Source organism: Panacagrimonas sp. (assembly GCF_965216805.1).
Lineage (GTDB): Bacteria > Pseudomonadota > Gammaproteobacteria > Nevskiales > Nevskiaceae > Panacagrimonas.
Window position 1 is genome coordinate 2,618,558 of sequence record NZ_CBDCGN010000002.1, and the last position, 24,976, is coordinate 2,643,533.

The window sequence follows — 24,976 nt, forward strand, 5'->3', positions numbered from 1 at the left end:
TCACAATTAGGATCGCTCCCCGGGGGTTCGCCCCGGAACCAGCGACCGCAGCGCCGCGACCGATTGACGATGCTGCCGTATCGCTGTGCTCGACCGGCGCTACCATGGGTCAACGTTAACATTGATCACTGTCAACATCCGGAGTCCGGCCATGCCCCCCAGCCCAGTCTTGAGCGCCGTCGATATCGAAGGCTTCCGCCAGGTGCAGCGACTGGCCTACCGCTGCGCGGAAACCATCGCCGAGGAAATCGAACCCGGCATGACCGAGCGCGAAGTTGCCACCTACATGCGCGACTTCCTGCTGTCCGAGGGCGCCGACGACTGCTTTCATCAGCCCTTCGCCTGGTTCGGCGACCGCACCGCGTTTCGCGGATTCATCGGCTTCAAGCATCTGGGCGGATTCAACCCGGCGTTCTACCCGAGCAACAAGAAGCTCGAAGCCGACATGCCCTACATCCTGGACTGCGCGCCCACGCGCGGCGGCTACACCGCCGACATCGGCTATTGCGGCGTGGTCGGGCACAACCCGACCCTGGACAAACTGATGGACGATCTACTGGAGTACCGCGTGCTGATCCTGGATCTGGTGCGTCAGCGCAAGACGCTGGCGCAGGTCAGCCAGGCGGTCGACCGTCTGTGCGAACGGCACGGCTACGAGCCGCGGCACAAGGCCTATCCCTTCGAGGTGCTAGCGCACCGTGTGGAAAAACTCGAAAACGACGGCCGTCCCAAGCACCTGTCGCTGGCCCGCTTTGGCGTGCGCAACATCAGCGAACTGATCAAGGACCGCGTACGCGGCGCACGCGAGGGCTGGTCGCCGCTGTGGAACAGCAGCAAGGGCTCGGATCACCCGCCCACGCCCGGCCTGTGGGCGGTGGAGCCGCACCTCGGTTTTCGCGACGTCGGCGCCAAGTGGGAAGAGCTGCTGGTGATCACCGAGGACGATGCGTTCTGGCTCGATGACGAGGTGCCGCAGGTGCGTCGCTGGCAGGCGCGCGGACTGTGGCCGGCAGCGCAGCGCCAGGCCGCATGAGCCGGGTTCAGAGCCCGTCGCGGGGCCGTCGCGAGACGCCTTCCACGGCCGCCGCGCCGCCTGCTAACGCCGGCAGCGACATGGCACCAACGTCGCTCGACGATACCATCGCGCGATGTCATGATCGGCCCGTTCCGGTCACCCCTCCAAGCCGATCCGGAGTTGCCATGATCCCCTCCCGCAGCGTCCAGTCCGGCGATATCGAACTCGCCGTCTACACTTGGGGCGTTGCGGCTGCCGGCACGCCCACCGTGGTGCTGGTGCACGGCTATCCCGACGCCGCCAGCGTGTGGGAAAAGACCGCCACGCTCCTGGCGCAGCGCTACCACGTGGTGGCCTATGACGTGCGCGGTGCCGGCCGTTCCACCGTGCCGGACCACACCCAGGCGTATGCACTGGAACACCTGGTCGAAGATCTCGCTGCGGTCGTCGACGCCACCAGCCCGGACGCACCGGTGCATCTGCTGTGCCACGACTGGGGATCGATCCAGTCCTGGGAGGCGGTGACCACCGAACGCATGACCGGTCGCATCGCCAGCTACACCAGCATCTCCGGGCCAAGCATCGATCACGCCAGCTACTGGATCATGAATCGCCTGCGCAGCGGCTCGCCGCAGGACATGGCGCAGGTTGCCCGACAGCTTTCGCATTCCTGGTACATCGGCGCCTTCCAGCTGCCGGCGCTGGGCGAGGCGATGTGGAAAGCCGGCCTGGACAAGCTGTGGCCCAGAGTCCTCAAGAAGGTCGAGGGGATCGACGCCGAGGCCACCGACACGCAGACCAAGGACGGCACCAGCGGCATCAATCTGTATCGGGCCAATTTCGTCAAACGCCTGCTGCGACCGCAAGAGCGCCGGACCGATATTCCCGTGCAACTGATCGTGCCCAAGCGCGACCGCTTCATGGTCCAGGAGATCTGGGACGATCTGCCGCGCTGGGTGCCGCGGCTGTGGCGTCGCGATATCGACGCCGGCCACTGGGTGCAGATCAGCCATCCTGAACCGATCGCCGCCATGGCCGGCGAATTCATCGACTTCGTGGTGTCTGGTAACGAGCCGGCTACGCTTCGGCGCGCACGCCTCTATGGCGCGCGCAAACCGATGACCGGAAAACTGGTGGTCGTCACCGGCGCCGGTGGCGGTATTGGTCGGGAAACCCTGCTCGCGTTTGCCGAACAGGGCGCCGCGGTGGTCGCCGCCGACATCAATCTCGAAGCCGCCGAACGCAGCGCAGAACTGGCACGCCTGCTCGAGGCCGAGGCCTTCGTGCGTCAGGTCGACGTGGGCTCCACCGAACAGATGGAGGCGTTTGCAAAGTGGGTGGAGGAGGAACTGGGCGCGCCCGACGTGGTGGTCAACAACGCGGGCATCGGACTGTCCGGAAAGATGCTGGATACCGGTGTCGACGATTGGGAGCGCCTGCTGCGGGTGAATCTGTGGAGCGTCATCCTGGGCTCCAAGCTGTTTGCCCAGCAGATGATCGCGGCCGGCAAAGCCGGACATATCGTCAACGTTGCGTCGGCCGCAGCCTTCACCCCCACACGGGCGCTGCCGGCGTACGCCACCACCAAGGCGGCGGTGCTCATGCTCACCGATTGCCTGCGCGCGGAACTGGCGGACCAGCGTATTCGCGTCACCTCGGTGTGCCCCGGTCTGATCGATACCGGCATCACCGAGGCTTCTCAATTCGTTGGGGTCAGCATCGATGAGCAGGCACGGCAACGCGCACGCGCCAAGAAGCTTTATGCGCGACGCAATCTCAAGCCCGCGGCGGTGGCGGCGGCGATCCTCGACGCCGTGGCGACCGGCAAGTCCGAAGTGCTGGTCGGCAGCGAGGCACATGCGACCCGGTTGCTTTCGCGGTTTTTTCCCGCGCTGTCGCACCGACTGGCGCGGGTGGACGTTTCGAAATAGGTCAGGAGCCAACCCCATGAACATGCCGGCCACCCCCGAGCTTCCCAAGTTCTCGAAAGCTTCGAACACGCCGCAGCCGCTGATTCCACGCAAGGTGCAGTTCGACTGGGCGGACACGCCGCTGGAGTGGATTCCAGGTCAGCCCTTCGCCAGCCACTTCATCAACGAAATAAATCTGCTGTTGCCGGCGGGCGAGTTCTGGTTCTGCAAGCTCTACAACAAGGCCCTGCCCTATATCACCGATCCGAAGCTGCGCGATGACGTGCAGATGTTCATCCGCCAGGAGGCGATGCACGCGCGCGCGCACGGCGCGGCGATCGTCGAGTACCTGCACGCGCACGGCATCGAGACCGAGTCCAACACCGCGCAGGAAGACAAGCTATTCGAGGTACTGCTGGCCGACGAACCTTTCGGCGTGAAACTACCGAAGTTCGCGCAGAAGCAGTGGCTGGTGTTTCGACTCGGCATCGTCGCTGCCATCGAGCACATGACCTGCGTGCTGGGTAACTACGTGCTCAAGCAGGATCAATGGAAGGGCGCCGATCCGGTGTTGCTGGATCTGCTGCGTTGGCACGGCGCGGAGGAAGTCGAGCATCGCTGCGTGGCCTTCGATGTCTACCGGCACCTGGGTGGACGCTATCCGTCGCGCTATTACCTTGCGTCCATCGCCATGCCGGCGATCTACGGTTTATGGGTGCACGGCGCCGCGCATCTGATGAAGCAGGACGAACGCTTCGCGCACAAGAAGCCCAGCGTGTTCAGACCCTGGATCTGGCTCGAGTGGCACCGCCAGTCCAGACACGGACAGCTGCCCTCGCCGTTGTGGCTGGTGAAACAGGAATTGTCCTTCTTCAGCCCCTGGTACAACCCGGTCAAGGAAGGCTCCACCGAAGAAGCCCTGGCTTATCTCAATCGGTCGCCTGCCGCTGCGCGCGCCGCAAGGCCTTCCTGAAGCGCTCAGCGCGGGTTCATCATCTAACTGAAAACAAAGAAAAATAGATTCAGAATCGATTCATTCCTGATCGGCAAGGTAAGTGCCCAGATCGGTTGCCGATATCGGCACCTTTCAAAACTGCAACCACCCTCAGGAGAGAGTCCCCATGAAAGCTTCGCAAGCTGTCTTTGCCGCCGTCGCCATCGGTAGTGGCGCGTTGTTGCCGCACGTCGTGGCAGCGCAATCCGCCGATCCCGGCCTGTATCTCGGTGGCGGTGTCGGCTACAACCGCATCGAGGGCGAGGACTTCACCGGCAACGGCGACGAATTCGAAGACGACCGCGTGAGCTACAAGGGTATCGCCGGCCTCAAACTCGGCCAGCACCTGTCTCTGGAGGGTCAGTACATCGACTTCGGCACCGCCGAAGACGGTCCCAGCCGCGTGGAAGCCGATGGCTGGACCGCCGGCGCAGTGTTCGAACTGCCGCTGACGCAGAACTTCGCCGCCTACGCCAAGGGCGGCGCCCTGTTCTGGGACGCCGAGGGCCGCTTCGCCAATGTGCGCGCCGACGACGACGGCACCGACCCCTTCTACGGCGTTGGCGCGCGATTTGCGCTGAACCGGAATCTGGCTCTGCGGATCGAGTACGAACGCTTCGAACTCAACGACACCGACATCGACATGGCCTCCGCCAACCTGCTGTTTCATTTCTGATCGATCATCGATCCGCAGCGCCGACGGGCGAACACCGCCCGTCGGCGCTGCGATGCGCTCTGCTCTCTGGCGGGGACGACACCCAAGTTCCGACCAAGTTGGTTAGGCTGAGCGCCGAACCAGGCTCGGAGGTCGCCCAAACTTCATGAACCCGTCGGCGCCCCCGCCGCAACCGTGCTTGCCGCCTCCGGTCGGGTTCGCTCCGCTGCTGCTGTGCCTCGGCTTCGCGTCGGGCCTGTGCTGCGCACCTCCAACCCTGGCATCCGACGAGGTCGAGTCCACCCTGCAGTGGCGCGCGCTGGGCGCGCATGAACCCTTGGTGATCGAAGGCACCGAGTTCGACGCCCCGCAGGACGCCGCAAGCACATCGGCCGATCCGTCCAAACCCGTGCCCGCGGTGCCGTCGCCGAAGATCGGCGCTGCCGACATCGGCCTGAAACGGGAACAGCCCTGCAAGGACCCCGACGGCAACAACGAAGAGCTGATCAGCGAGACCGCGCGGATGCTCCACGAGACCCTGTGCGGCGCCTCGCTGTGGTTCGACGGCCTGTTCGGCGAGCGCAATATCGAGGCCGCCCGTCGCGCACACGGGCGACTGGAAACGTCCGCAACCTATTCCGAGTACTACGGGTTCAAGGAACGGGTCCGCCTGGACGTGCGGGTCGATCTGCCCAACCTGGAGAATCGTGCGTCCGCGTTCATCGGCCGCGACGACGACGACGAATTCGTGCGCGACCGCAGCGAAGGTTTCGCGCTGCGGTCGCAGTTCCCGAGCGTCGACGACGACGACAAGTGGATGGCGGGCCTGGGGTACTCGCTGCCCGGCAACCGCAATTTCCGCTCCGATTTCCGGGTCGGTGCGCGCGACCTGCGCGAACCGCGTGTGTTCGTGCAGAACCGCATCCGTTACAACGCCTATGCCGACGAACGCAACCTGCTGCATCTGCGCGCCACCCCGTTCTACAACTCGCGCGATGGGTTCGGCATCACGCCCGGCATCGATTACAGCTACGTCATCACCGCCACCCGACTGCTGCGCTGGAGCAACATCGGCACGCTGTCGGAGAACACCGAAGGCTTCGATTGGCGCAGCGCGGTGATCCTTTACCAGAGCGTAGGCGAGGGTCGCGGCCTGGCCGCAGAAACCTTCGCCCGAGGTGCCACGGCGGACCGCGTTCCTCTGCGCGAGTACGGTGCGCGCCTGGTCTACCGCCATCCGCTGGCGCAGCAGAAACTGTTCCTGGAACTGGTCAGCGGCTACTCGTGGCCGCGAGAAGACGTGCTCGACCAGCGCGAGGGCTCTTTCCTTTTTGCGGCGGGACTGGAACTGCCGTTCGGGAGGGAGCGTTGACGAGGGCGCCGATGTCTCTGGCGCACGCGTTCATTCCTGCCACTCGACCGGCTCCAGTGCTTTCTTGAGAAACGGCATCATGGCGTCGGCCTGCGACCATCCCCATTGGAACGCGCGGTCGAAATCGGCGGCCGGCGGCAGCAGATTGACCGGCGACAGCGTCGGCTCGAAACGCATCAGCCAGTCGAAATAGGGTCGCTGCTGGCGCAACTGCAGCTGCACGATCTGGGTCACCGGATACAGCCACAGATGCTTGGCCTCGAACTGCGGGTGAAAGCATTCCAACGCCAGGTAGAACGCGTTGCGCGTACCGATACGACCGGACTGCACGCCCTCCCATGCGATGCGTGCAGGCACGTTGGCCGCAACCCCGCCGTCGACGAACAGCGCCACCTCGTGCTGCTGGCGCAGCGCAGCCAGGATGGCGTCGCTGCGGGCGTCGCGGGTCGGCGGTTCGTACTGCAGCACCGCGGGAATGGCCGCCGACAGCCCCACCGCGTCGACCACCCGCATGGCGCGTGTGTCCGCATTGCGCCCCAACACCAGCGGCATCACCACGTTGGGATTGACGAAGGTCCCGAGCATCAGCATGCGTTCGGCCAGCAGACGCGAGAACGTCGCGGAACTGCGTTCCACCGAGACGAAATTCTTCACCGTCGCCGGAAGGTGATCGTAGACCCGCTTGCGCACGCCCGCGATCACCGCCTCATACGGAATCTCCAGGTCCGACAGGCGCAGCGGGCTGCCGTCCGGATGTACCAGCACGCGATGCATGGCCTTGAGATGCAGGCGCATCAGGCCCGGCAGGGTGTGGGTGGGACCCAACTGCGGCCGCGCGAAGATGCTGCGCAGGCTCAGGCCCTTGGCCCAGGCCAGCAGGGCTTCGATATCCAGCTTGCGCGAGCGCGCCAGAAAGGCACCGATCAGAGCCCCGATGGAGGCGCCGATCAGATAATCGGATGACATGCCCTCGGCGCGCAGCCGGGCGGCCGCGCCGATGTAGACGTATCCGGCGCCACCGCCGCCACCGGCGATGGTCACCAGGGCTTTGCGGCCGACTTCGGCGTCGAGTTCGCCGGCAGAAAAATCGCTGGCATGCCGGGCCAGCAGACGCGGGCGCACATCGGCCAGCGCAGCGCTCAATGGCGCCAGCACCGCGGCGCTCTGGACGAGGCGCGCGCGCAACGCCTCCTCGCGATGCAAGGGTCGGTACAGCGCGCGCAACACCAGTTCGCGGAACGGCTCGACGATGGTGGCGTCAACCTCGATCTCGTCGCGCTGACCGGCGCGCGAAGCTCAGCAGGTAGCGCAGCCGCTTGAAGTCGCGCTCCGGCAGCGCATCCGGATGTGCCAGCCAGGCACGCACCAGGGCCATTTCCATGCGTTGCAGCTTGAGCAGGCTGCGCTGCGGGGAGGGTACGGCAGTCATCGGGGCTCCTGGCCAGCCGGCCTGCCGCGTTCTGTTGGGAGCGGCTTGATGACGGGACGATGCAGAGGCTGCAGGCGCAGGTCAACCGCACGCAGGTTCGGCGACAATGTGGTCGACCTCCCCACACCCTCGCGGACACTCCGCACCGAGACCGCCACGCCGATGGACGCGCTTCGAACCTTTGGCCTGTTCGGCCTGACCGCGCTGGCAGAGATCCTGGGCTGTTATCTGCCCTGGCTGTGGCTCAAGCAGGGTCGCAGCGCCTGGCTGTTGCTGCCGGCGGCGCTGGCCTTGATCGCATTCGTGTGGTTGCTTAGCCTGCATCCGCAAGCCAGCGGTCGCGTCTACGCCGCCTACGGCGGCGTGTACATCAGCGCGGCGCTGCTGTGGCTATGGGCGGTGGACGGCATTCGACCGGCGAGCGCCGATCTGATCGGCGTGGTGCTGTGCCTGGCCGGCGCCGCTGTCATCGCGCTGGCGCCGCGTCACTGATCTCCGGCACCGGATGCCGGGTCGACAGACCCGGCATCCGGTGGGCAGATCAGGCGGCTTTCTTCTGCTGCGCCGGTTGCGAGGCCAGAAACGCCTGCCATGCACCCTGCACTTCCTTCCAGCCGACCACGGCGACCGGCTGGCCGTCGGGGGTGATGAACACCAGCGGCCCAAGGAAGGTCATGTAGAACTCGCTATCCACCGGGAACGCGGTCTGGTCGTGACGCGCACCGGAGGATTCGTAGCCGTAGCCCGGCGCGACCGCGGTGTCGCCACCGGCATCCTTGCCGCCGCGCACGTCCATGCGACCCTTGGTCAGCAGGTATTCGCCCGGCCCCTGGTGAATGTGGGCGTTGAAGGACGAGCCCTTGGGGCAATCGAAATACGCGGTCCACGAGCCCATCTCGGGCGACACGTGCAGCAGCTTCCAGCGGATACCACCCGCCGACAGCGCTTCCGGGAACGGCGCCCAGGGCTCGGCGTCCACCTGCACGTACTCTTCGGCGATCTGATCTTTCATGTGTGCTCCTCCTATCTTGGCTTGAACAGGTCCGGGCAGGCCGGCCTGCGGTGACGACACCTGGCGACACCGAGTAAACCGAGCGCTGGCCCCGAACACAAGTCAGGATGCTTCCTCCCCGGCCTCGCGCTGGAGCGACGCCGGCCGCGGGCCGCCGGTGGCCCAGTCCAGCAGCTCCACGGTGTGCAGCACCGGAACCCGCGCACCCAATCTCAACTGGGTCAGACAGCCGATGTTGCCGGTGACCACCGCAGCGGGCGTCAGCGCATGCAGGGTCTGCAGCTTGTTTTCGCGCAGCCGCGACGCCAGATCCGGCTGCAGGATGTTGTACACGCCGGCCGACCCGCAGCACAGATGGGCTTGTGCCGGCTCGCGCACCTCGAAACCGGCGGCGCGCAACAGTGCCTTGGGCTGATCGCGGATGCGTTGGCCGTGCTGCAACGAGCAGGCCGCGTGATAGGCCACGGCAAGTCCGGGCCGCTCCATCACCGGCGGCAGCCCGGCGGTCGTCACAAACTCCGAGATGTCCCGCGCCAGAGCCGACACCTTGGCCGCCGGCGCGGCCCATTCGGGATCGTGGCGCAACAAATGGCCGTAATCCTTCAGGCTGGTCCCGCAGCCCGAGGCGGTCACCAGAATGGCATCCAGGCCGCCGTTCTCGATCACGCGCGACCACGCGGCAACGTTCGCCCTGGCGAAGGCCAGGCTGTGCGCTTCGTGCCCCAGGTGATGCACCAGCGCGCCGCAGCAGCCTTGCCCGGGCGTGTCCACCACCGCGTAGCCCATCCGCGCCAGCAGGCGGGTCGCCGCCTGCTGGATGTGCGGCGCCAGCACCGGCTCGGCGCATCCGGTCAGAAAGGCCACCCGCCCCTTGGGTGTCGCACCGCTTGCGGGCGCTGCGGGCGAGCCCGCCACCGCCGTCCGCGGCAGTTGCGCCAGGACCAGCATCGAGCGCAGGGAATCGAAGAATCTGCCCGGCGGCAGCAGTCCGCGCAGCGGCGCGAACGTGCGCCCCAGCCACAGCGCTGCCGCAAAGCGCCGCGGATACGGCAGCAGGCGCGCCAGGGTGGCGCGCAGCAAGCGGTCCCACCACGGCCGTCGGTAACGCTGGTGGATGTAGGCGCGGGCGTGATCCACCAGATGCATGTAGTCGACGCCGGACGGACAGGTGCTGGTGCAGCTCAGGCAGGACAGGCAGCGATCAATGTGGGTGACGGTCGCGGCCGAGGGCACACGCTGGTGTTCCAGCATGTCCTTCATCAGCATGATGCGGCCGCGCGGGCCGTCCAACTCGTCGCCCAGCAGTCCGTAGGTGGGACAGGTGGCGTTACAGAAACCGCAGTGCACGCAGCTGCGGATGGCGCGCTCCGCGCTGGCGGTGCCGGGGTCCTGCAGGGCCTCGGTACTGAAACGGGTCTGCATCAGGGCGCTCCGTTGGCGCGAAATTGCGGCCACAGCGGCGCGCTGGGCAGGGTGGCCTTGGGATCGAAACCCGCCTTGATTCGGGCCGACAGACCTTGCAGTGGCGCCGTCAACGGATGCGCGGTGGCCACTTCCGCGCGCAGGCCGGCCGCTGCGCGAAACAACCAGGCATGGCCGCCGACGCCCTGCGCCACGCGGCGCACCTGCTCGGCGTGGTTGGGCGCGTCATCCACCGCGAGCCAGACCAGGCTGCCGCCCCAGTCGTAGATCGCCTCCACGGCCAGATTGCGGCTGAATTCGGCGACCACCTGCGCGGCTGCCTCCGAGGGTAGCGACAGCCGCCACAGCGTTCGCTCATCGCCGTGGAAATCCCAGACTTCGCCGACCCGCCGCCAGATCGCGCTGGACGCCTCGTCCTCGATCACGCGCGTGTCGCCCGCGCCCGACAGCAGGGCCTGCAACTGGCGCAATCGTTCGGCCACCGACTGCGGAAATCCTTCCAGCCGGATCAGGGCGCGCCGGTCGCGCGGCAGGCAGGCCGCCGCCGAGACTTCCAGCGGCGCGGCCAGCGCCCGACGCAGCACCCCCAGCGCGGCCGCATCGTCCAGCGACTCGACGCTGAGCGTGGCCTCGCAGGCCGGGCGCGGCAGCACCCGCAGACAGATATCGGTCAGCGCCGCCAAGGTGCCCCAGGAGCCGGTCAGCAGCTTGGGCAGGTCATAGCCGGTGACGTTCTTGATCACGCGTCCGCCAGCGCGAAAAAACTCACCGCGCGCGGACACAGCTTCAAAGCCGAGCACGTGGTCGCGAACATTGCCCGCCACCACCCGACGCGGTCCGGCCCAGCCGCTGGCGATCACGCCACCGATCGTGCTCATGCCCGGCGCCGCGCCCAGCACGCCGGCATAGTCCTGCGGCTCGAATGCCAGCATCTGATCGCGGTCCGCCAGCAGCATCTGCACCTCGATCAGCGGTGTGCCGGCCTTGACGGTGAGCACGAGTTCGCCCGGCTCGTACGCGACCACCCCGCGCAGCGCGGACAGGTCCAGCACGCCGTGGACGTCGATGTCGCCCAGCATCGACAGCTTGGAGTCGCCGCCGCGGATGCGCAGGCGCCGGCCCTCGGCGAGCGCGTCGGCAAACGCGGCTTGCAGGTCCTGCGGGTCGCTGATCGTCATGCTGGGTGAAGGATTCATCATGCTTGTCTGCGTCTCTGCTTTCCTTTGCGCCTTTGCGTGATTCTTTTGACGTGGCTTTAAAGCGAGACTCAAGAATCACGCAAAGGCGCAGAGGTGCGCAAAGGCGCGAAGGAAAAGAGAGAAAAGCGAACAACCCCTGCCCGCCGGTGCTCGTCGATGGCGACGCATCGCTCGATCTCGCTAGAACCGCGGCAGTTCGGGATGCGGCAGCTGTCCGCGATGCACGTGCACGCGGCCCAGCTCCGCACAGCGATGCAATTGCGGAAATACCTTGCCGGGATTAAGCAGCAGCTCTGGATCAAAGGCACATTTCAGACGCTGCTGATGCGCCAGGTCGATCTCCGAGAACATTTCGGGCATGAGATCGCGCTTTTCCACACCGACGCCGTGCTCGCCGGTGAGCACGCCGCCCACTTCCACGCACAGGCGCAGGATTTCGGCGCCGAAGGCCTCGGCACGTTCCAACTGTCCCGGCTCGTTGGCGTTGTAGAGCACCAGCGGATGCAGGTTGCCGTCGCCGGCATGAAACACATTGGCCACGCGCAGGCCGTATTTCTCGGTCATGCCCTGCATGGCCTTGAGCACCCGCGCCAGCTCGCGGCGCGGGATGGTGCCGTCCATGCAGTAGAAATCCGGCGAGAAACGCCCGGTGGCCGGAAACGCCGCCTTGCGTCCGGCCCAGAAGCGCAGGCGTTCGTCTTCGCTGTTCGAGATGCGGCAGGTGTTGGCGCCGTTGGTCCGGGCGATCTGCTCGACCCGGCGCAGGATCTCGTCGCACTCGGCGGCGATGCCATCGGCCTCGACGATCAGCACCGCCTCGGCGTCCAGCGGATAACCGATGTGCAGAAAGTCCTCGGCCGCCTGCGTGGCCAGACGATCCATCATCTCCATGCCGGCGGGAATGATGCCGGCGCCGATGATATCGGCCACGCACTGTCCGGCCGACTCCACGCTGGGAAACCCCAGCAGCGCGGCGCGTGCGGTTGCAGGCCGCGGCAGGATGCGCACGGTGACTTCAGTAATGACGCCCAGCATGCCTTCGGAACCGTTGACGATCCCCAGCAGGTCGTAGCCTTGCGCGTCCAGGGTCTTGCCGCCGATGCGCAGGATCTCGCCCTCCATCGTCACCAGTTCCACCCCCAGCACATTGTTGGTGGTGAGGCCGTATTTCAGGCAATGCACGCCGCCGGAGTTCTCCGCCACATTGCCGCCGATGGAGCACGCGATCTGGCTCGACGGATCGGGCGCGTAGTAGAAGCCCTGCTCGCGTACCGCTTCGGTGATCCCCAGGTTGGTGACGCCGGGCTGCGCGGTGACGGTGCGATTGTCGTAATCGATATCGAGAATGCGATTGAAGCGTGCCAGCCCCAGGATCAACCCATCAGCCAGCGGCAGTGCGCCACCGGACAAGGAGGTTCCCGCCCCCCGCGCCACCACCTTGATCCGGCGCTGTTTGCAGAAGCGCAGGATCTGCGCGACCTGCTGTGTGGTGCGTGGCAGCGCCACCGCCAGCGGCAACTGGCGATACGCGGTGAGGCCATCGCTCTCATAAGCCACCAGGGATTCGGCATCGCCGATGACGCCATCGTCGCGCAGGATCGCGCGCAGTCCAGCCAGGATGGCTTCGCGCGAGGCGATCACCCCGGCGTCGGGCGTCGGCATCTGCAGGCTCACGCGCGGCTAGCCGGCCAGACGCGAGGAATTGCGTGCGGACAGCACCTCGATCCAGTACCCGTCCGGGTCCTTGATGAATGCCAGACCCTTCATCTTGCCGTCGTCCGGGCGCTTGACGAACTCCACGCCAAGCGCCTCAAAGCGCTCGCAGGCAGCGTACACGTCCGGCACGGTGATGCCGATGTGGCCGAACCCGCGCGGATCGGCATTGCCGTTGTGATAGCCGGTAAAGCTGTCGTCGGACTCGGTGCCCCAGTTGTGGGTCAGCTCGATGGCCCCCTTCTGGTTGAAGGTGAACTCGGCACGCGCCACCGGGTCCTCAGGCAGAGCGCCATCTTCAGGTCGCAGATAGCCGACGAAGTACAGCGAGAATTTCATCTCGGCAAAGTCGAAACGGTTCAGCAGGGTCATGCCGAGCACGTCGCGGTAGAACGCCAGCGAACGCTGCGGATCGCGCACCCGCAACATGGTCTGGCTCATGATGTAGTCCTGCGTGGCAGTGGCCGTATCGGCGGCAGCGTTCATCGGTTCTCCGAAAGCATGAGGCGGGCCCGCGATGAGACCCGAGGCGGCAGCGCTACGCAAGCGCTGGTAAACCCGCGCCCGGTCCGGCACGGTTGCAGTATCGAACCCGGCATCGTGACGACGGTCATTCGCCGGCTTGGTGAACTCTTGGTATCACATCCGTGAATATCGTCTCCGACTGGTTGCGCAAGCAGATTTCCGACCCCCAGATCGTCAGCCTGGCGCTGCTGCTGGCGCTGATCTGGGTGGCGCTGACCTTCATCCCCACCGTATTCGCGCCGCTGCTGGCCGCGTTGCTGGTCGCCTATCTGCTGGAGGGTCCGGTAATGCGGCTGCAGCGCCGTGGCATGCGGCGCACCTGGGCGGCGATCTGCGTGTGGGTGCTGTTCGTCGGCCTGACGGCGGTGGCCTTGTGGGCACTGGTGCCCCTGCTGATCAAGCAGTCGATCCAGGTGCTGCAGGAACTGCCGACGGTGATCGCGCGGCTGCGCGAGTGGTACGTGGGGATTGCGGCCGACTATCCCAATATCTTCTCTGTGCAGCAGATGGACGAGGTGGCCGGCAGCCTGTCGATCGACCTGGACCTGATGCAGCGGGAGATCATGTCACGCTCGCACCTGCTCGGCGCCGGACTCACCCTGGTCGTGGTGTACCTGATCCTGGTGCCGATCCTGGTGCTGTTCATGCTCAAGGACAAGCAGCAGATGCTGCGCTGGGCGCGACGCTTTCTGCCGCGCGACATCAGCCTGATCGGCCGTGTCTGGCACGACATGGATGGCCAGATCTCCAACTACGTGCGCGGCAAGGTCGTCGAAATCCTCATCGTCTGGACCGTGAGTTTCATCGTCTACAAGCTGCTGGGATTGAACTACGCGGTGCTGCTGGGCGCGGTCACCGGCTTTTCGGTTCTGGTGCCCTGGGTCGGCGCCACCCTGGTCACGATCCCGGTGGCGGCGGTGGCCTACGCGCAGTTCGGGCTGGGCCCGCAACTGGCCTGGACCCTGATTGCCTACGGCGTGCTGCAGGCTCTGGACGGCAATGTGCTGGTGCCTCTGATCTTCTCCGAGACCAACGACCTGCACCCGGCCGCGATCATCGTGGCGGTCATGTTCTTCGGCGGCGTCTGGGGTTTCTGGGGGGTGTTCTTCGCCATTCCGCTGGCCACGCTGGTCAACGCGGTGATCAAGGCGTGGCCCGCTAGTGACAACCCGCGGGAGGCTGCGCAACCGCCGCCGACGGCGCACAATCCGCTCCAGTCCGCGGACCGCACCACGGACCATCCAACCACGGGAGGAGAGAGCCCATCATGAAAGTCCAAGGCGGTTGTTACTGCAAAGCGGTGCGCTACGAGATCGACGCCGACCCCGTGCTGATCGCGCAATGCCACTGCCGCGAGTGCCAGTACATTTCCGGCGGCAGCCCCAATGTCTGCGTGGTGGTGCCCGATACCGGCTTCACCTATCTGCAAGGCGGGCCCAAGCAGTTCCAGCGCTCGGACCTGGAAGCGCCGGTTACCCGGGAGTTCTGCGCCAATTGCGGCACCGCGCTGCTCAGTCGCGCCCCGGCCTTGGCGGGCATGTCCATCGTCAAGCTCGGCACCCTGGATCAGCCAGCGGCGTTCGGCAACCCGCAGATGGCGATCTACACCGTCGATCAGCAGCCGTTTCACGTGATTGCCGACGGCATGCCGGCGTTCGAGCGGATGCCGGGCTGAGGTCGGCAAGGCCTTCGACGTCACTCCGGCGAACCCTGGAACACCGGGCTTCCGAAGCGGGGCCCGGCGTCCGCACGAGTGCCGCCAGCTTCAACGCACCATGACTCAGTGCGCCGCCGCCCGCGCCTTGCCGTTGGCCATCGTGGCGTGCATCAGACGGTCGGTCCAGGCGATGCCGATGGCCGACAGGATGAAGGCCATGTGGATGATGGTCTGCCACATCACGCCGGTCTCGGTCACCGTGGTGCAGCGCACGCCGGCCACAGCGGTGGCGCAGGGCGGTAGGGCACCCAATGCGCCGGCCTCGATGAAGGTCTTGAGCAGGTGGATCGAGCTGATGCCGATGATCGCCATGGCCAGTTTGACCTTGAGCACGCTGGCGTTGACGTGGCTGAGCCATTCCGGCTGATCGGGATGGCGCTCCAGGCGCAGGCGCGACACGAAAGTTTCGTAGCCGCCGACGATCACCATCACCAGCAGGTTGGAGATCATCACCACGTCGATCAGCGCCAGCACGATCAGCATCACCTCCTGTTCGCCGAGTTCGAACGCGCCGTGGACCAGGTGCCATAACTCCTTGACGAACAGCACCACGTATACGCATTGCGCCGCGATCAGTCCGAGGTACAGGGGCACCTGCAACCAGCGGGACGCAAAGATGATGCTCGGCAAGGGGCCGAGGGGAGCAGGCACGTTTGGAGTCATGGGTCGGAGTTCGAAAGCGGGGGCGACGGTAGCAGCGACGCGGTGACGCTATCGTGATGGCGCCCTCGCGGAGCGGATCGCTGCCAGCCAGCTCTCCACCGTCAGGGCGAGACCGCTCCGTTTCAAGAGCCGCCGGGGCAAGGATCAATCCGGCTTGGAGATGGCCCGCCACAGCATTTCGAACAGCGCGCCGGCGCGGCGCGTCGGCGGATCCTTCATGCCGCGCACGGCCCAGGCCTGCACGCTGCGCCAGATCACCCCGGAGATGAAATCGAGCAGGGTTTTCTCGTCGACCTCGTCGGTCAGCACACCGCTGGCACGGCCTTCTGCCAGCACCTTGATGAAGGTGCCGAACAGCACTCGATGCTCGTAGTTACCCTGTTTGCGCCAAGTGTTGATGTAGACCGAACTCATCAGGATCTGCAGCACCCGCGGGTTCTTCTCAAAGAAATCCAGCGACACCCAGAAGGTCTTGCGCAGACGTTCCTTGTAGTTCTCGATTCCCTGCAGATGATCCAGCATGCGGTCGGCCAGACGCTGCAACTGCGCGTCCAGGGTAGAGAACAGCAGGGCCTCCTTGCTGCCGTAGTATTTGTAGATGGTCTGCAGAGAAACATTCGCCCCGCGGGCGATCTCGATCAGCCCCACGCGATGAAACTCGCGCTGGGAAAAGATATCGAGCACGGTTTGCTCGATGCGTTCGCGGGTCGCGGGGTCCAGGTGACTCAAGTCGGGCAGACGCAGGTCGCCGGCATCTTCAGGTCGGTTCATGGGATGAAGGCTGCCAATCCGGATTGGTAAGGTAACGATCTTTACTATACGAAAGTTTGGCGTGAGCCGGCGGCTGCAACCACCAAATTGACCCTCCTGAACGCCGCGCCTATGCTTGTTGCACTGCAACCGCGCACGCGGGCTTGGTGGTCCGCAGGACGCCCGTATTCATAGGTTGCCCATCCGCAATCCCGCAATCGCATTGCGTAACTCTTATTACCCAACGTTTCCGGAGCTTCCATGACCGACGCATACATCTTTGACGCGGTGCGAACGCCGCGCGGCAAGGGCAAGAAGGACGGCAGCCTGCACGAGATCACGCCGGTGCATCTGGTCGCCAACCTGCTGTGGGCGCTGCAGGACCGCAATCAGCTGGACACCTCGCAGGTCGACGACGTGGTGCTGGGCTGCGTGACGCCGGTGGGCGAACAGGGCGCGGACGTGGCGCGCACCGCGGTGCTCTACGCCGGCTGGGATCAGTCGGTGGCGGGCGTCACCCAGAGCCGCTTCTGCGCGTCCGGCCTGGAGTCGGTCAACCTGGCGGCGATGAAGGTGATGTCGGGCCAGGAAGACATGATCGTGGCCGGTGGCATCGAGTCGATGAGCCGCTGGCCGATGGGTTCCGACGGCGGTGCCTGGGCGATGGACCCACGCATCAATCATCAGTTGAGCTTCATCCCGCAGGGCGTCAGCGCTGACCTGGTCGCTTCGCTTGAAGGCTTCTCGCGCCAGGACGTCGATGCCTTTGCCGTCGAATCGCAGAAGCGCGCCGCTGCCGCACAGGCGGCGAAAAAATTCGCCAGGAGCATCGTGCCGGTAAAGGACGTCAACGGCATGATCGTGCTGGATCATGACGAGACCGTGCGCGGCGACGCCTCCGTGGAATCGCTCAGCGGCCTCAAGCCCAGCTTCGAGATGATGGGCCAGATGGGCTTCGACGCCACCGCGCTGCGCAAGTACACCACGGTGGAGAAAATCCACCACGTCCATCATGCCGGCAATTCTTCGGGCATCGTCGACGGCGCCGCGCTAATGCTGATCGGCAGTCTGGAGAAGGGCAAGGCGCTGGGCCTCAAACCGCGTGCACGCATCCGCCAGGTCGCGGTCACCGGCAGCGAGCCCACCATCATGCTCACCGGTATCGGGCCGGCCTCGAAGAAGGCACTCAAGAAAGCCGGCATGAGCGCGAAGGACATTGACCTGTTCGAGATCAACGAGGCCTTCGCCGCCGTGGTGATGCGCGCCGCGCGCGATCTGGACATCACCATGGACCAGATCAACGTCAACGGCGGCGCCATCGCCATGGGTCATCCGCTGGGCGCGACCGGCTGCATCATTCTGGGCACCGCGCTGGACGAACTCGAACGCACCGGCAAGTCCACCGCGCTGGCCTCGCTGTGTGTCGGCGCCGGTATGGGTATCGCCACGATCATCGAGCGGGTGTAACGACCCGAGGCACCCGGCGGGGCCCCTCGCGAAAGCGAGGGTCGCCGGCAAGCCGAGCGGTCGTTCTCCCCGTAAGCACAGACCTGCTTGCGGGCAGCATTCAGGACAAGGACTTCAACCATGAGCGTCAACTTCGAAAAAGACTCCGACGGCATCGTCACCCTGACGATGGACATGGCCGGCCGTTCCATGAACGTGCTCAACGCCGACCTCACCGGCCCTTTCCTCGATGCCATCGGCAAGATCGAACAGGACACCGGCATCAAGGGCGTGGTGCTCACCTCCGGCAAGAAGGAATTTCTGGCCGGCGCCGACATCGAGATGGTGTTCGGCATCACCGATCCGAAACTTGCCTTCGATCAGGCCGAGAACTTCAAGAAACTGCTGCGCCGCCTGGAACTCTGCGGCCGACCGGTGGTGGCCGCGCTCAACGGCACGGCGCTGGGCGGCGGCCTGGAGCTGGCCCTGGCCTGCCATCACCGCATCGCCATCGACGATCCCAAGGCCAAATTCGGCCTGCCGGAAGTCAAGCTTGGCCTGCTGCCCGGCGGCGGCGGCACCCAGCGCCTGCCGCGCATGATCGGTATCCAGAATTCGGCACCGCTGATGCTGGAGGGCAAGGAGCTCAGTGCCAGCGCGGCGAAGCAGGCCGGCATCATCCAGGAGCTGGTGGCCGACAAGGCCGAGCTGCTGGCCAAGGCCAAGGCCTGGTGCCTCGCCAATCCCAAACCGGTGCAGCCTTGGGACGACAAGAAGTTCAAGTTCCCCGGCGGCGATTCGCGCCATCCGGCCACGGTGCAGATGCTCGCCATCGCGCCGTCGATGACCAACGCCAAGACCCAGGGCAATTACCCGGCGGCGACCAATATCCTGTCCTGCATCTACGAGGGCGGCATCGTCGACTTCGAGACTGGCTGCCGGGTGGAGTCGCGCTACTTTGCCGAGTTGGTGGTGTCGCAGGTGTCGAAGAACATGATCGGCACGCTGTGGTTCCAGCTCAATGCCATCAACAAGGGCAAGTCGCGACCCGAAGGCTTTGAAAAATCCAAGGTCAACAAGCTCGGCATCCTCGGCGCCGGCATGATGGGCGCCGGCATTGCTTACGTCTCGGCCAAGGTCGGCATCGACGTGGTGCTGCTGGACACCACCCAGGACGCCGCCGACAAGGGCAAGGCCTATTCGGTTGGACTGCTGGACAAGCTGGTCAAGAAGGGCCGCATGCTGCCGGCGGACAAGGAAGCCTTTCTGGCCAGGATCGCGCCGACGACGAAATACGAGGATCTGGCCGGTTGCGATCTGGTGATCGAGGCGGTGTTCGAGGATCGCGGCATCAAGGCCGAGGTCACCAAGAAAACCGAAGCGGTGATCGGTGCCGACAAGGTGTTCGCGTCCAACACCTCCACCCTGCCGATCACCGGCCTGGCCACCGCCCACAGCCGCCCCGACAACTTCATCGGCCTGCATTTCTTCTCGCCGGTCGACAAGATGCCGCTGGTGGAAATCATCAAGGGCGAAAAGACCAGCGCAGAAACCCTGGCCAAGGGCTTCGACTACGTGCAGCAGATCAGGAAGACGCCGATCGTGGTCAACGATTCGCGCGGCTTCTACACCTCGCGCGTGTTCGGCACCTACATCATGGAAGCGCTGGCCATGCTCAGCGAGGGCGTGCATCCGCGTTCGATCGAAGTGGCGGGCGTTCAGGCCGGCATGCCGGTGGGCCCGCTGGCGCTCAACGACGAGGTGTCGATGTCGCTGGCGCTGCATATCCTGGAGCAGACCCGCAAGGACTTTGCGGCCGACGGCAAGGTGCTGGAGCCGCGTCCCGGCGATGCGGTGATCGAAAAGATGGTCAAGGAACTCGGACGTCCCGGCAAGAAGGCCGGCAAGGGCTTCTACGACTATCCGGCCGAGGGCACCAAGGGTGAAAAGACCCTGTGGAAAGGCTTGGCCGAACACTACCCGGTCGCCAGGGACCAGCCCGAACAGAAGGAGCTGATCGAGCGCCTGATGTTCGTGCAGGCGGTGGACGCGGCGCGCTGCTTCGAGGAGGGCGTGGTGGTGACAGTGGCCGACACCAACATCGGCTCCATCTTCGGCTGGGGGTTTGCGCCGCACCAGGGCGGCGCGTTGCAGTACATCAATGCCTACGGACCGTCGAAGTTCGTGGCGCGTGCGCAGCAGCTCGCCTCCAAATATGGCGCTCGCTTTGCGCCGCCCAAGTCGCTGCTCGAAATGGCCAAGGCCGGCAGGCACTACGCAGATAAATAAGCAGCGAAGACACGACTGCTTGTCGCAAAAACCCCGGAAGAAATCCTTCCGGGTTTTTCATTTCAGGCGTAGGGCGGCCCGTGGCCGCCGCGGTGGGACGTCATCCGGCCGCACACGGCGGGCACGGCCCGCCCTACTCCACTATCCCGCCGCAGCAATCGGCTTGTGAAACCTCAAGGTCATGCGATCCGACTCGCCGATGGCGTCGTACTTGGCCCGGTCAAAGTCGGGGTCCCTGGCATCCGCCCCTTCCGAGTACGGCCGGGTGCGCGACGCCGGCGGCAAGGTCCACACGCCGAAAGGATGATCCTTGGTATCGGCCGGGTTGGCGTTGATGTCGGAACTGTCGTCGAGTTCGAAACCGGCCTTGTTGGCGAGGTCGATCACATAGGCCTCGGTGACGTAACCCGACTTGGGCGGCAACTCCTGCTCGCCGGGCGCGGCTCGATGCTGCTCCACCCCCAGGATGCCGCCGGGCTTGATCGCGGCATACAGATCGGCGAACAGCTTGTCGGCCTCGCCGCGGGTGATCCAGCCGTGGATGGAGCGCGCGGTCAGCACGAAGTCGAAGGTTTCTTCGGGCAGCGCTGCCGACTTGGGCCCCCAGTTGACCAGCTTGACCTCGCCGTACAGCTCCGGCTTTTCGGCCCAGCGCGCCGCCCAGCGCTCGCGCGACTGACGTGCCTTGTCGCCGATCTCAGGGTCTTCCAGATCGACCGCGGTGGCGTAGTACTGACCTTCGGTCCGCTGCGCGTACGGCGCCAGGATTTCGGTCCACCAGCCGCCGCCGGGCTGAATCTCCAATATCGTCATGCCGGGGCGCAGGCCCCAGAAGGTGAGCGACTCCGCTGGATGCCGCCAGGTGTCGCGGGCGCGGTCCGACTCGCTGCGCCATTCCCCGACGACGACGGCTTGGAGCACTTCGTCGGGTGCTTGCACGGTCTCGGTGGTCAGAGGCCCGCTGTTGCCGGTCGAAGCCGCCTCAGAGGTGTCCGGCAGCTTGTCGGGATCGGGGATGGGGACCGCGTCCGGATCGCCGGAACAGGCGGCCAAGAGCAGCAATGCGGTCAGTGGCAGTAAACGAGCGTGAGTCATCGAAGTTCCTCTTGGTCTTGATGGGTCATCAGCGATTGACCCGGTTTGGTCTGACGACGTTCCCCCGGTTCAGAACCCGGGATCGTCCGAAAGCCTGCGCCGACGCCGCAGGCGCTGTTCTCTTTGTACCTGTTCCGGCGCGCGCGCAACGTCCACCGCCGAACGTTCCGCCAGCCAGTCCGCCGCCACCTGCCACACTGCTGCCTGCGCGGATGCGCCCGCGAGCACCCCGACGTGTCCGCCCGGTGCCACCAGATAGCGCTTGTCCTGCGACGCCACCAGTTCCAGGCTGCTGCGCGCCGCGGCCGGCGTCACCAGGGTATCGGCCTCACCCGCAAACACCAGCACCGAAGACCCAATCCGGCCGAAGTCCACCGTATGGCCGTCCAGCTCGATGCTACCGCGCGACAGGTCGTTGTCGATGGCGAACTTCACGAACATGTCCTGGATCAGCCGCCCCGGGTAGGCGAGCATGTTGTTGAGGAAGCTCGACGTCGTCGTGTGGCTTTCCACGAACTCGCGGTCCCACAGGCGCAACACCAGATCCCAGTAGGTGGTGATGCTACCAACCGGATTGGTGAGCTTGAACGCCAGCGAGTTGGCCCAGCCCGGCAGCGTGAAGCGCTCCGGCGCAAGCTTGTGGATGCGAAAGCCGGTGAGCTTGCGCACCATTTCGGCCGGCTTCATCAGCGCCGCGGTGAGCTTGCCCATGATGTCGCCCTCGCGCGTGTCGATGGGGCTGGCGACGGTGACGATGTTGCGCAGATTCTGATCGTGCGACACCCCCGCATACATCAGGCAGAACAGCCCACCCAGGCACCAGCCGAACAGACTCAGGTCCTGCACCTGGGCATGCTCGCGGATGCGCTTGAGCGCCTCGGGCATCAGGTCGTTGACGTAATCGCCGAGGCCGTAATGCGCCTGCTCGCGGCCGGGCTCGCCCCAGTCGATCAGGTACACGCGATAGCCCCGCGCAACGAAATACTTGATCAGGCTGCGGTTGGGCATCAGATCGAAGATGCTCGGTCGCGCCGCCAGCGGCGGCACCAGCACCAGCGGCACGCCATGGGTTTCCGGCTGTGCCTGCAGGGTCGAGCCGTCGGCCAGCACAATTTCCGGTTCCTCCAGCGGCGGGTAGTAGCGCACCGAGGTGATGCCGTAGGTGTGCACCACTTCGAAAGGCGTCTGTCCCGACTGCACCATCGTGCCCGGCAGGAAAATGCGGTCGAAGGCGTTGTTGGCGACCTGTGCGATGCGCTCGTTGAGGGCGAGGGCCTGGTCCAGCGCGTGTCTGAGGATACCCATGACTTAGCTCTTCACGCCCACACGATCTTGCGCCGCCGCGACGCCCAACCCTCGACCTGCGGCTCGTAGCGGCGCTCGATCACGTCACGCTTGATCTTCAGCGTCGGCGTCAGAAAACCGCTATCGATGGTCCACTGCTCGCGCACCACCGCGATGAAGTCCAGGCCCTCGTGGGGTTCGAGCTCGCCATTGACCTCGTCCAGCAGTTCGGCGAGTTCGCGCTCCAGCTTCTTGCGCCCGGCAGCATCGCCGGCCGCATGCTGCGCACTCTCGCTCAGCATGACCAGCGCGTAAGGCTGCGGCCGGCCGGGGCCGGACACGCACACGGCTTCCAGCGCCGGGTGGCGCATCAAACGGTTCTCGATGGGCGCCGGCGCCACGTACTTACCCTTCGACGTCTTGAACAATTCCTTCACCCGACCGGTGATGCGCAAGCGACCCTGCTCGTCGATCTCACCGCGATCGCCGGTGTGCAACCAACCCTCGGCATCGATGGCTTGCGCGGTGCGCGCCTCGTCGCGGTAGTAACCCATCATGTTGCAGGGGCTCTTGACCAGCACTTCGCCATTGTCGGCGATGCGGCACTGCGCACCGGGCACGGTCTGGCCAACGTAGCCCACGCGCACCTGGCCCGGCCGGCTGCCGTGCGAGTAGGCAAAGTTCTCCGACATGCCGTAGCCCTCCAGCAGGTCCAGGCCGATCTCGCGATACCAAGCCACGATGGACGGCGGCAATGGCGCGGCGCCGGTGATGGCGAAGCGGGTGTAGTCCAGCCCCAGTTCACGCAGCAGCTTGCGCTTGACGATGCCGCCGATCACCGGCGTCCTGAACAGCAGGCGCTGACGTGCGGCCGGCAGCTTCTGCTGGATACCCAGGTAGAACTTGGTCCACAGCCGCGGTACCGACAGAAAGATCGTGGGTCGCGCGCGGCGCAGATCAGCGACGAAACTGGCCAGCGTGTCGGCGAAGTACACGCGAAACCCATTGCGCAGCGACGCCGCCTGCACCACTGCACGTTCCGCGGCATGCGCCAGCGGCAGATAGGAAATCATGCGATCCGCCGGCGTTGCCGGGATCACCTGGCCCCAGCCATCCGGCGAAGCAAGCATGGCCTTGAAGCTGGTCATCACGCCCTTGGGCTGGCCGGTGCTGCCGGAGGTGTAGATGATCGTCGCCAGCTCTGCAGGCCTGCGCCGCGCTGCGGTCTTGGTCGCGCGCGCTGTGCGCGTCAGCGTATCCCAGCGGTCCCACTCGCCGGCGGGCGCCAGCGGCAGTGCGATGCACGGCAGGTCGGCGGGAATGCCGCCGCGCACCGCGTCCCAGTCGGGGGCATCCAGTTTGCCGATGAACAACAGACGCACCTGGGCGTGATCGAGGATGTAGGACGCGGTGTCCGCGTTGAGCGTAGGGTACAGCGGCACGCTGACGTGTCCGGCCATCCAGATCGCCAGGTCCGCGATGACCCAGTGCGCGCAATTCTTGGACAGGATGCCGATGTGGCTGCGCGCAGGGAATTTCAAGGACTTCAGATGCGCGGCCATGCGCCGCGCCTGATCGCCGACCTCGGCCCAGGTGTAGTCGGTCACCTCGCTGCCCGCCGGCTGGGTCAGATACACCGCGTGCGGCTGCGTCAGCTCCCAATGATGAAACCAGTCCAGCAGGGTGGTCTTGTTGTCGGCGGTGGTCATCGGCGCGTGCTGGTCTCCAATGAGCCGAATTGTTGCAGAGCCTGACGCAGACATCGCTGGCCGTGGATGCCGGCGAATCCGTCGGTGCGGCAAGATGCCGGTCGGCCGCCGGGGACATTCCTGCAGGCGCGGGCTATCCTACACATCAGAAGGTGTAGACATGCGGACCAATATCGTGCTCGACGACGCCCTGGTGCAGGCGGCCATGAAGTCCTCCGGCGCCAGGACCAAGCGGCAGGTGGTGCACCTGGCCTTGCAGCGCCTGGTGGCGGAGCGTTCGGCTGCCGCGCAGCAGGTACTCGAACTGGCCTCCCAAGCCTGCCTGGACCCTGACTACGACGTTCGCGCGGTACGGCGGAGCATGAGTCATGGTTCTGGTTGACAGCACGGTGTGGATAGATCTTCTGCGCCAGAACCTCAGTCCACCCGTACGCCGGCTGCGCCGGCTCCTGCAGCGCAACGAAGCCGCCATCACGCCGGTGATCTTCCAGGAGCTGCTGCAGGGCGCCGCATCGCCCGAGCATCTGCAGCGGCTGCGCGACAGCTTCGCCGCGTTACCGCGGCTGATGCCTTCAACCGATCTGAGCACCTACGCTGCCGCCGCGGAGTTGTACGTGCGCTGCCGCTGGCAGGGCCTGACGCCACGCAGTCCGCACGCCTGCCTGATCGCCCAGACCGCCATCGAGCATGGTGTGCGCCTGCTGCACGATGATCGCGACTTCGTGGCCATCGCCCGCGTCGACACGCGCCTGAAGTTGCTTCCCGTCCGCACCTGAC

Annotated in this window: 24 protein-coding genes; 12 read left to right on the forward strand and 12 right to left on the reverse strand. The window is 65.6% G+C overall.

The features are described 5' to 3' along the window. The first annotated feature begins 151 nt into the window (after positions 1 to 151). From ACOOHP_RS12355 to ACOOHP_RS12375, 5 genes are all read left to right on the forward strand, one after another. On the forward strand, positions 152 to 1,033 hold the full coding sequence (locus tag ACOOHP_RS12355) for a M24 family metallopeptidase (protein ID WP_420466726.1): 882 nt from the start codon (positions 152 to 154) through the stop codon (positions 1,031 to 1,033). A 167-nt stretch (positions 1,034 to 1,200) separates the two neighbouring features. Next, positions 1,201 to 2,946 carry an SDR family oxidoreductase gene (locus tag ACOOHP_RS12360; protein WP_420466727.1) on the forward strand — a complete coding sequence of 582 codons (1,746 nt, stop codon included), beginning with the start codon at positions 1,201 to 1,203 and terminating at the stop codon, positions 2,944 to 2,946. 22 nt (positions 2,947 to 2,968) lie between these two features. Beyond that, the gene (locus ACOOHP_RS12365) at positions 2,969 to 3,898 is read left to right on the forward strand and encodes a metal-dependent hydrolase (RefSeq protein WP_420466981.1); all 930 of its coding nucleotides are present in this window, start codon (positions 2,969 to 2,971) and stop codon (positions 3,896 to 3,898) included. Positions 3,899 to 4,046: 148 nt separating this feature from the next. After that, entirely contained in the window at positions 4,047 to 4,595 is a 549-nt protein-coding gene (locus tag ACOOHP_RS12370; RefSeq protein WP_420466728.1) for an outer membrane beta-barrel protein, read from the forward strand. Between the two features lie 178 nt (positions 4,596 to 4,773). Beyond that, a complete protein-coding gene (locus ACOOHP_RS12375; protein ID WP_420466729.1) occupies positions 4,774 to 5,946 on the forward strand; it encodes a hypothetical protein in 1,173 nt (390 codons plus the stop codon). A 30-nt stretch (positions 5,947 to 5,976) separates the two neighbouring features. Here the strand turns inward: ACOOHP_RS12375 and ACOOHP_RS12380 are convergent, their stop codons facing one another. Next, on the reverse strand, positions 5,977 to 7,173 hold the full coding sequence (locus ACOOHP_RS12380) for a patatin-like phospholipase family protein (protein WP_420466730.1): 1,197 nt from the start codon (positions 7,171 to 7,173) through the stop codon (positions 5,977 to 5,979). Between the two features lie 31 nt (positions 7,174 to 7,204). After that, positions 7,205 to 7,375 (reverse strand): hypothetical protein, encoded by a 171-nt coding sequence (locus ACOOHP_RS12385; RefSeq protein WP_420466731.1) that lies wholly within the window; start codon positions 7,373 to 7,375, stop codon positions 7,205 to 7,207. Positions 7,376 to 7,537: 162 nt separating this feature from the next. Between ACOOHP_RS12385 and ACOOHP_RS12390 the strand changes: the two genes are divergently transcribed. Continuing rightward, a complete protein-coding gene (locus ACOOHP_RS12390; RefSeq protein WP_420466732.1) occupies positions 7,538 to 7,867 on the forward strand; it encodes a YnfA family protein in 330 nt (109 codons plus the stop codon). Positions 7,868 to 7,916: 49 nt separating this feature from the next. Here the strand turns inward: ACOOHP_RS12390 and ACOOHP_RS12395 are convergent, their stop codons facing one another. From ACOOHP_RS12395 to gloA, 5 genes are all read right to left on the reverse strand, one after another. After that, complete coding sequence (locus tag ACOOHP_RS12395; RefSeq protein WP_420466733.1) at positions 7,917 to 8,387, reverse strand: 2,4'-dihydroxyacetophenone dioxygenase family protein; 471 nt, start codon at positions 8,385 to 8,387, stop codon at positions 7,917 to 7,919. 102 nt (positions 8,388 to 8,489) lie between these two features. Then, on the reverse strand, positions 8,490 to 9,809 hold the full coding sequence (gene glcF / locus ACOOHP_RS12400) for a glycolate oxidase subunit GlcF (protein WP_420466734.1): 1,320 nt from the start codon (positions 9,807 to 9,809) through the stop codon (positions 8,490 to 8,492). Continuing rightward, the gene (gene glcE, locus ACOOHP_RS12405) at positions 9,809 to 11,008 is read right to left on the reverse strand and encodes a glycolate oxidase subunit GlcE (protein WP_420466735.1); all 1,200 of its coding nucleotides are present in this window, start codon (positions 11,006 to 11,008) and stop codon (positions 9,809 to 9,811) included. The genes glcF and glcE overlap by 1 nt, the downstream gene beginning before the upstream one ends. Positions 11,009 to 11,188: 180 nt before the next feature. Next, positions 11,189 to 12,676 carry an FAD-linked oxidase C-terminal domain-containing protein gene (locus ACOOHP_RS12410; RefSeq protein WP_420466982.1) on the reverse strand — a complete coding sequence of 496 codons (1,488 nt, stop codon included), beginning with the start codon at positions 12,674 to 12,676 and terminating at the stop codon, positions 11,189 to 11,191. Positions 12,677 to 12,688: 12 nt separating this feature from the next. After that, a complete protein-coding gene (gene gloA, locus ACOOHP_RS12415; RefSeq protein ID WP_420466736.1) occupies positions 12,689 to 13,207 on the reverse strand; it encodes a lactoylglutathione lyase in 519 nt (172 codons plus the stop codon). Positions 13,208 to 13,368: 161 nt separating this feature from the next. Here gloA and ACOOHP_RS12420 point away from each other — a divergent pair, with 161 nt between their 5' ends. Together ACOOHP_RS12420 and ACOOHP_RS12425 are read left to right on the forward strand one after the other, a co-directional pair. Beyond that, on the forward strand, positions 13,369 to 14,517 hold the full coding sequence (locus ACOOHP_RS12420; RefSeq protein WP_420466737.1) for an AI-2E family transporter: 1,149 nt from the start codon (positions 13,369 to 13,371) through the stop codon (positions 14,515 to 14,517). Beyond that, positions 14,514 to 14,921 carry a GFA family protein gene (locus ACOOHP_RS12425; protein ID WP_420466738.1) on the forward strand — a complete coding sequence of 136 codons (408 nt, stop codon included), beginning with the start codon at positions 14,514 to 14,516 and terminating at the stop codon, positions 14,919 to 14,921. Before ACOOHP_RS12420 ends, ACOOHP_RS12425 begins: the two co-directional genes overlap by 4 nt. A gap of 105 nt (positions 14,922 to 15,026) precedes the next feature. On the opposite strand, the gene ACOOHP_RS12430 is transcribed toward ACOOHP_RS12425, so the two are convergent. After that, the gene (locus ACOOHP_RS12430) at positions 15,027 to 15,626 is read right to left on the reverse strand and encodes a TIGR00645 family protein (protein WP_420466739.1); all 600 of its coding nucleotides are present in this window, start codon (positions 15,624 to 15,626) and stop codon (positions 15,027 to 15,029) included. Between the two features lie 144 nt (positions 15,627 to 15,770). Beyond that, positions 15,771 to 16,397, reverse strand: a complete 627-nt coding sequence (locus ACOOHP_RS12435) for a TetR/AcrR family transcriptional regulator (protein ID WP_420466740.1) — start codon at positions 16,395 to 16,397, stop codon at positions 15,771 to 15,773. Between the two features lie 240 nt (positions 16,398 to 16,637). On the opposite strand from ACOOHP_RS12435, the gene ACOOHP_RS12440 reads away from it, so the two are divergent. Both ACOOHP_RS12440 and ACOOHP_RS12445 read left to right on the forward strand, forming a co-directional pair. Then, a complete protein-coding gene (locus ACOOHP_RS12440; RefSeq protein WP_420466741.1) occupies positions 16,638 to 17,843 on the forward strand; it encodes an acetyl-CoA C-acetyltransferase in 1,206 nt (401 codons plus the stop codon). 120 nt (positions 17,844 to 17,963) lie between these two features. Next, positions 17,964 to 20,111, forward strand: a complete 2,148-nt coding sequence (locus tag ACOOHP_RS12445) for a 3-hydroxyacyl-CoA dehydrogenase NAD-binding domain-containing protein (protein WP_420466742.1) — start codon at positions 17,964 to 17,966, stop codon at positions 20,109 to 20,111. A 141-nt stretch (positions 20,112 to 20,252) separates the two neighbouring features. Here the strand turns inward: ACOOHP_RS12445 and ACOOHP_RS12450 are convergent, their stop codons facing one another. The 3 genes from ACOOHP_RS12450 to ACOOHP_RS12460 all read right to left on the reverse strand — a co-directional run bounded on the left by ACOOHP_RS12450 (position 20,253) and on the right by ACOOHP_RS12460 (position 24,199). Then, complete coding sequence (locus ACOOHP_RS12450) at positions 20,253 to 21,206, reverse strand: class I SAM-dependent methyltransferase (RefSeq protein WP_420466743.1); 954 nt, start codon at positions 21,204 to 21,206, stop codon at positions 20,253 to 20,255. 69 nt (positions 21,207 to 21,275) lie between these two features. Next, positions 21,276 to 22,511, reverse strand: a complete 1,236-nt coding sequence (locus ACOOHP_RS12455) for an alpha/beta fold hydrolase (protein WP_420466744.1) — start codon at positions 22,509 to 22,511, stop codon at positions 21,276 to 21,278. Positions 22,512 to 22,522: 11 nt separating this feature from the next. After that, a complete protein-coding gene (locus tag ACOOHP_RS12460; RefSeq protein WP_420466745.1) occupies positions 22,523 to 24,199 on the reverse strand; it encodes an AMP-binding protein in 1,677 nt (558 codons plus the stop codon). Positions 24,200 to 24,359: 160 nt separating this feature from the next. Between ACOOHP_RS12460 and ACOOHP_RS12465 the strand changes: the two genes are divergently transcribed. Both ACOOHP_RS12465 and vapC read left to right on the forward strand, forming a co-directional pair. After that, positions 24,360 to 24,581, forward strand: a complete 222-nt coding sequence (locus ACOOHP_RS12465) for a type II toxin-antitoxin system VapB family antitoxin (RefSeq protein WP_420466746.1) — start codon at positions 24,360 to 24,362, stop codon at positions 24,579 to 24,581. After that, complete coding sequence (gene vapC, locus ACOOHP_RS12470) at positions 24,568 to 24,975, forward strand: type II toxin-antitoxin system VapC family toxin (RefSeq protein ID WP_420466747.1); 408 nt, start codon at positions 24,568 to 24,570, stop codon at positions 24,973 to 24,975. Before ACOOHP_RS12465 ends, vapC begins: the two co-directional genes overlap by 14 nt. Position 24,976: the final 1 nt, after the last annotated feature.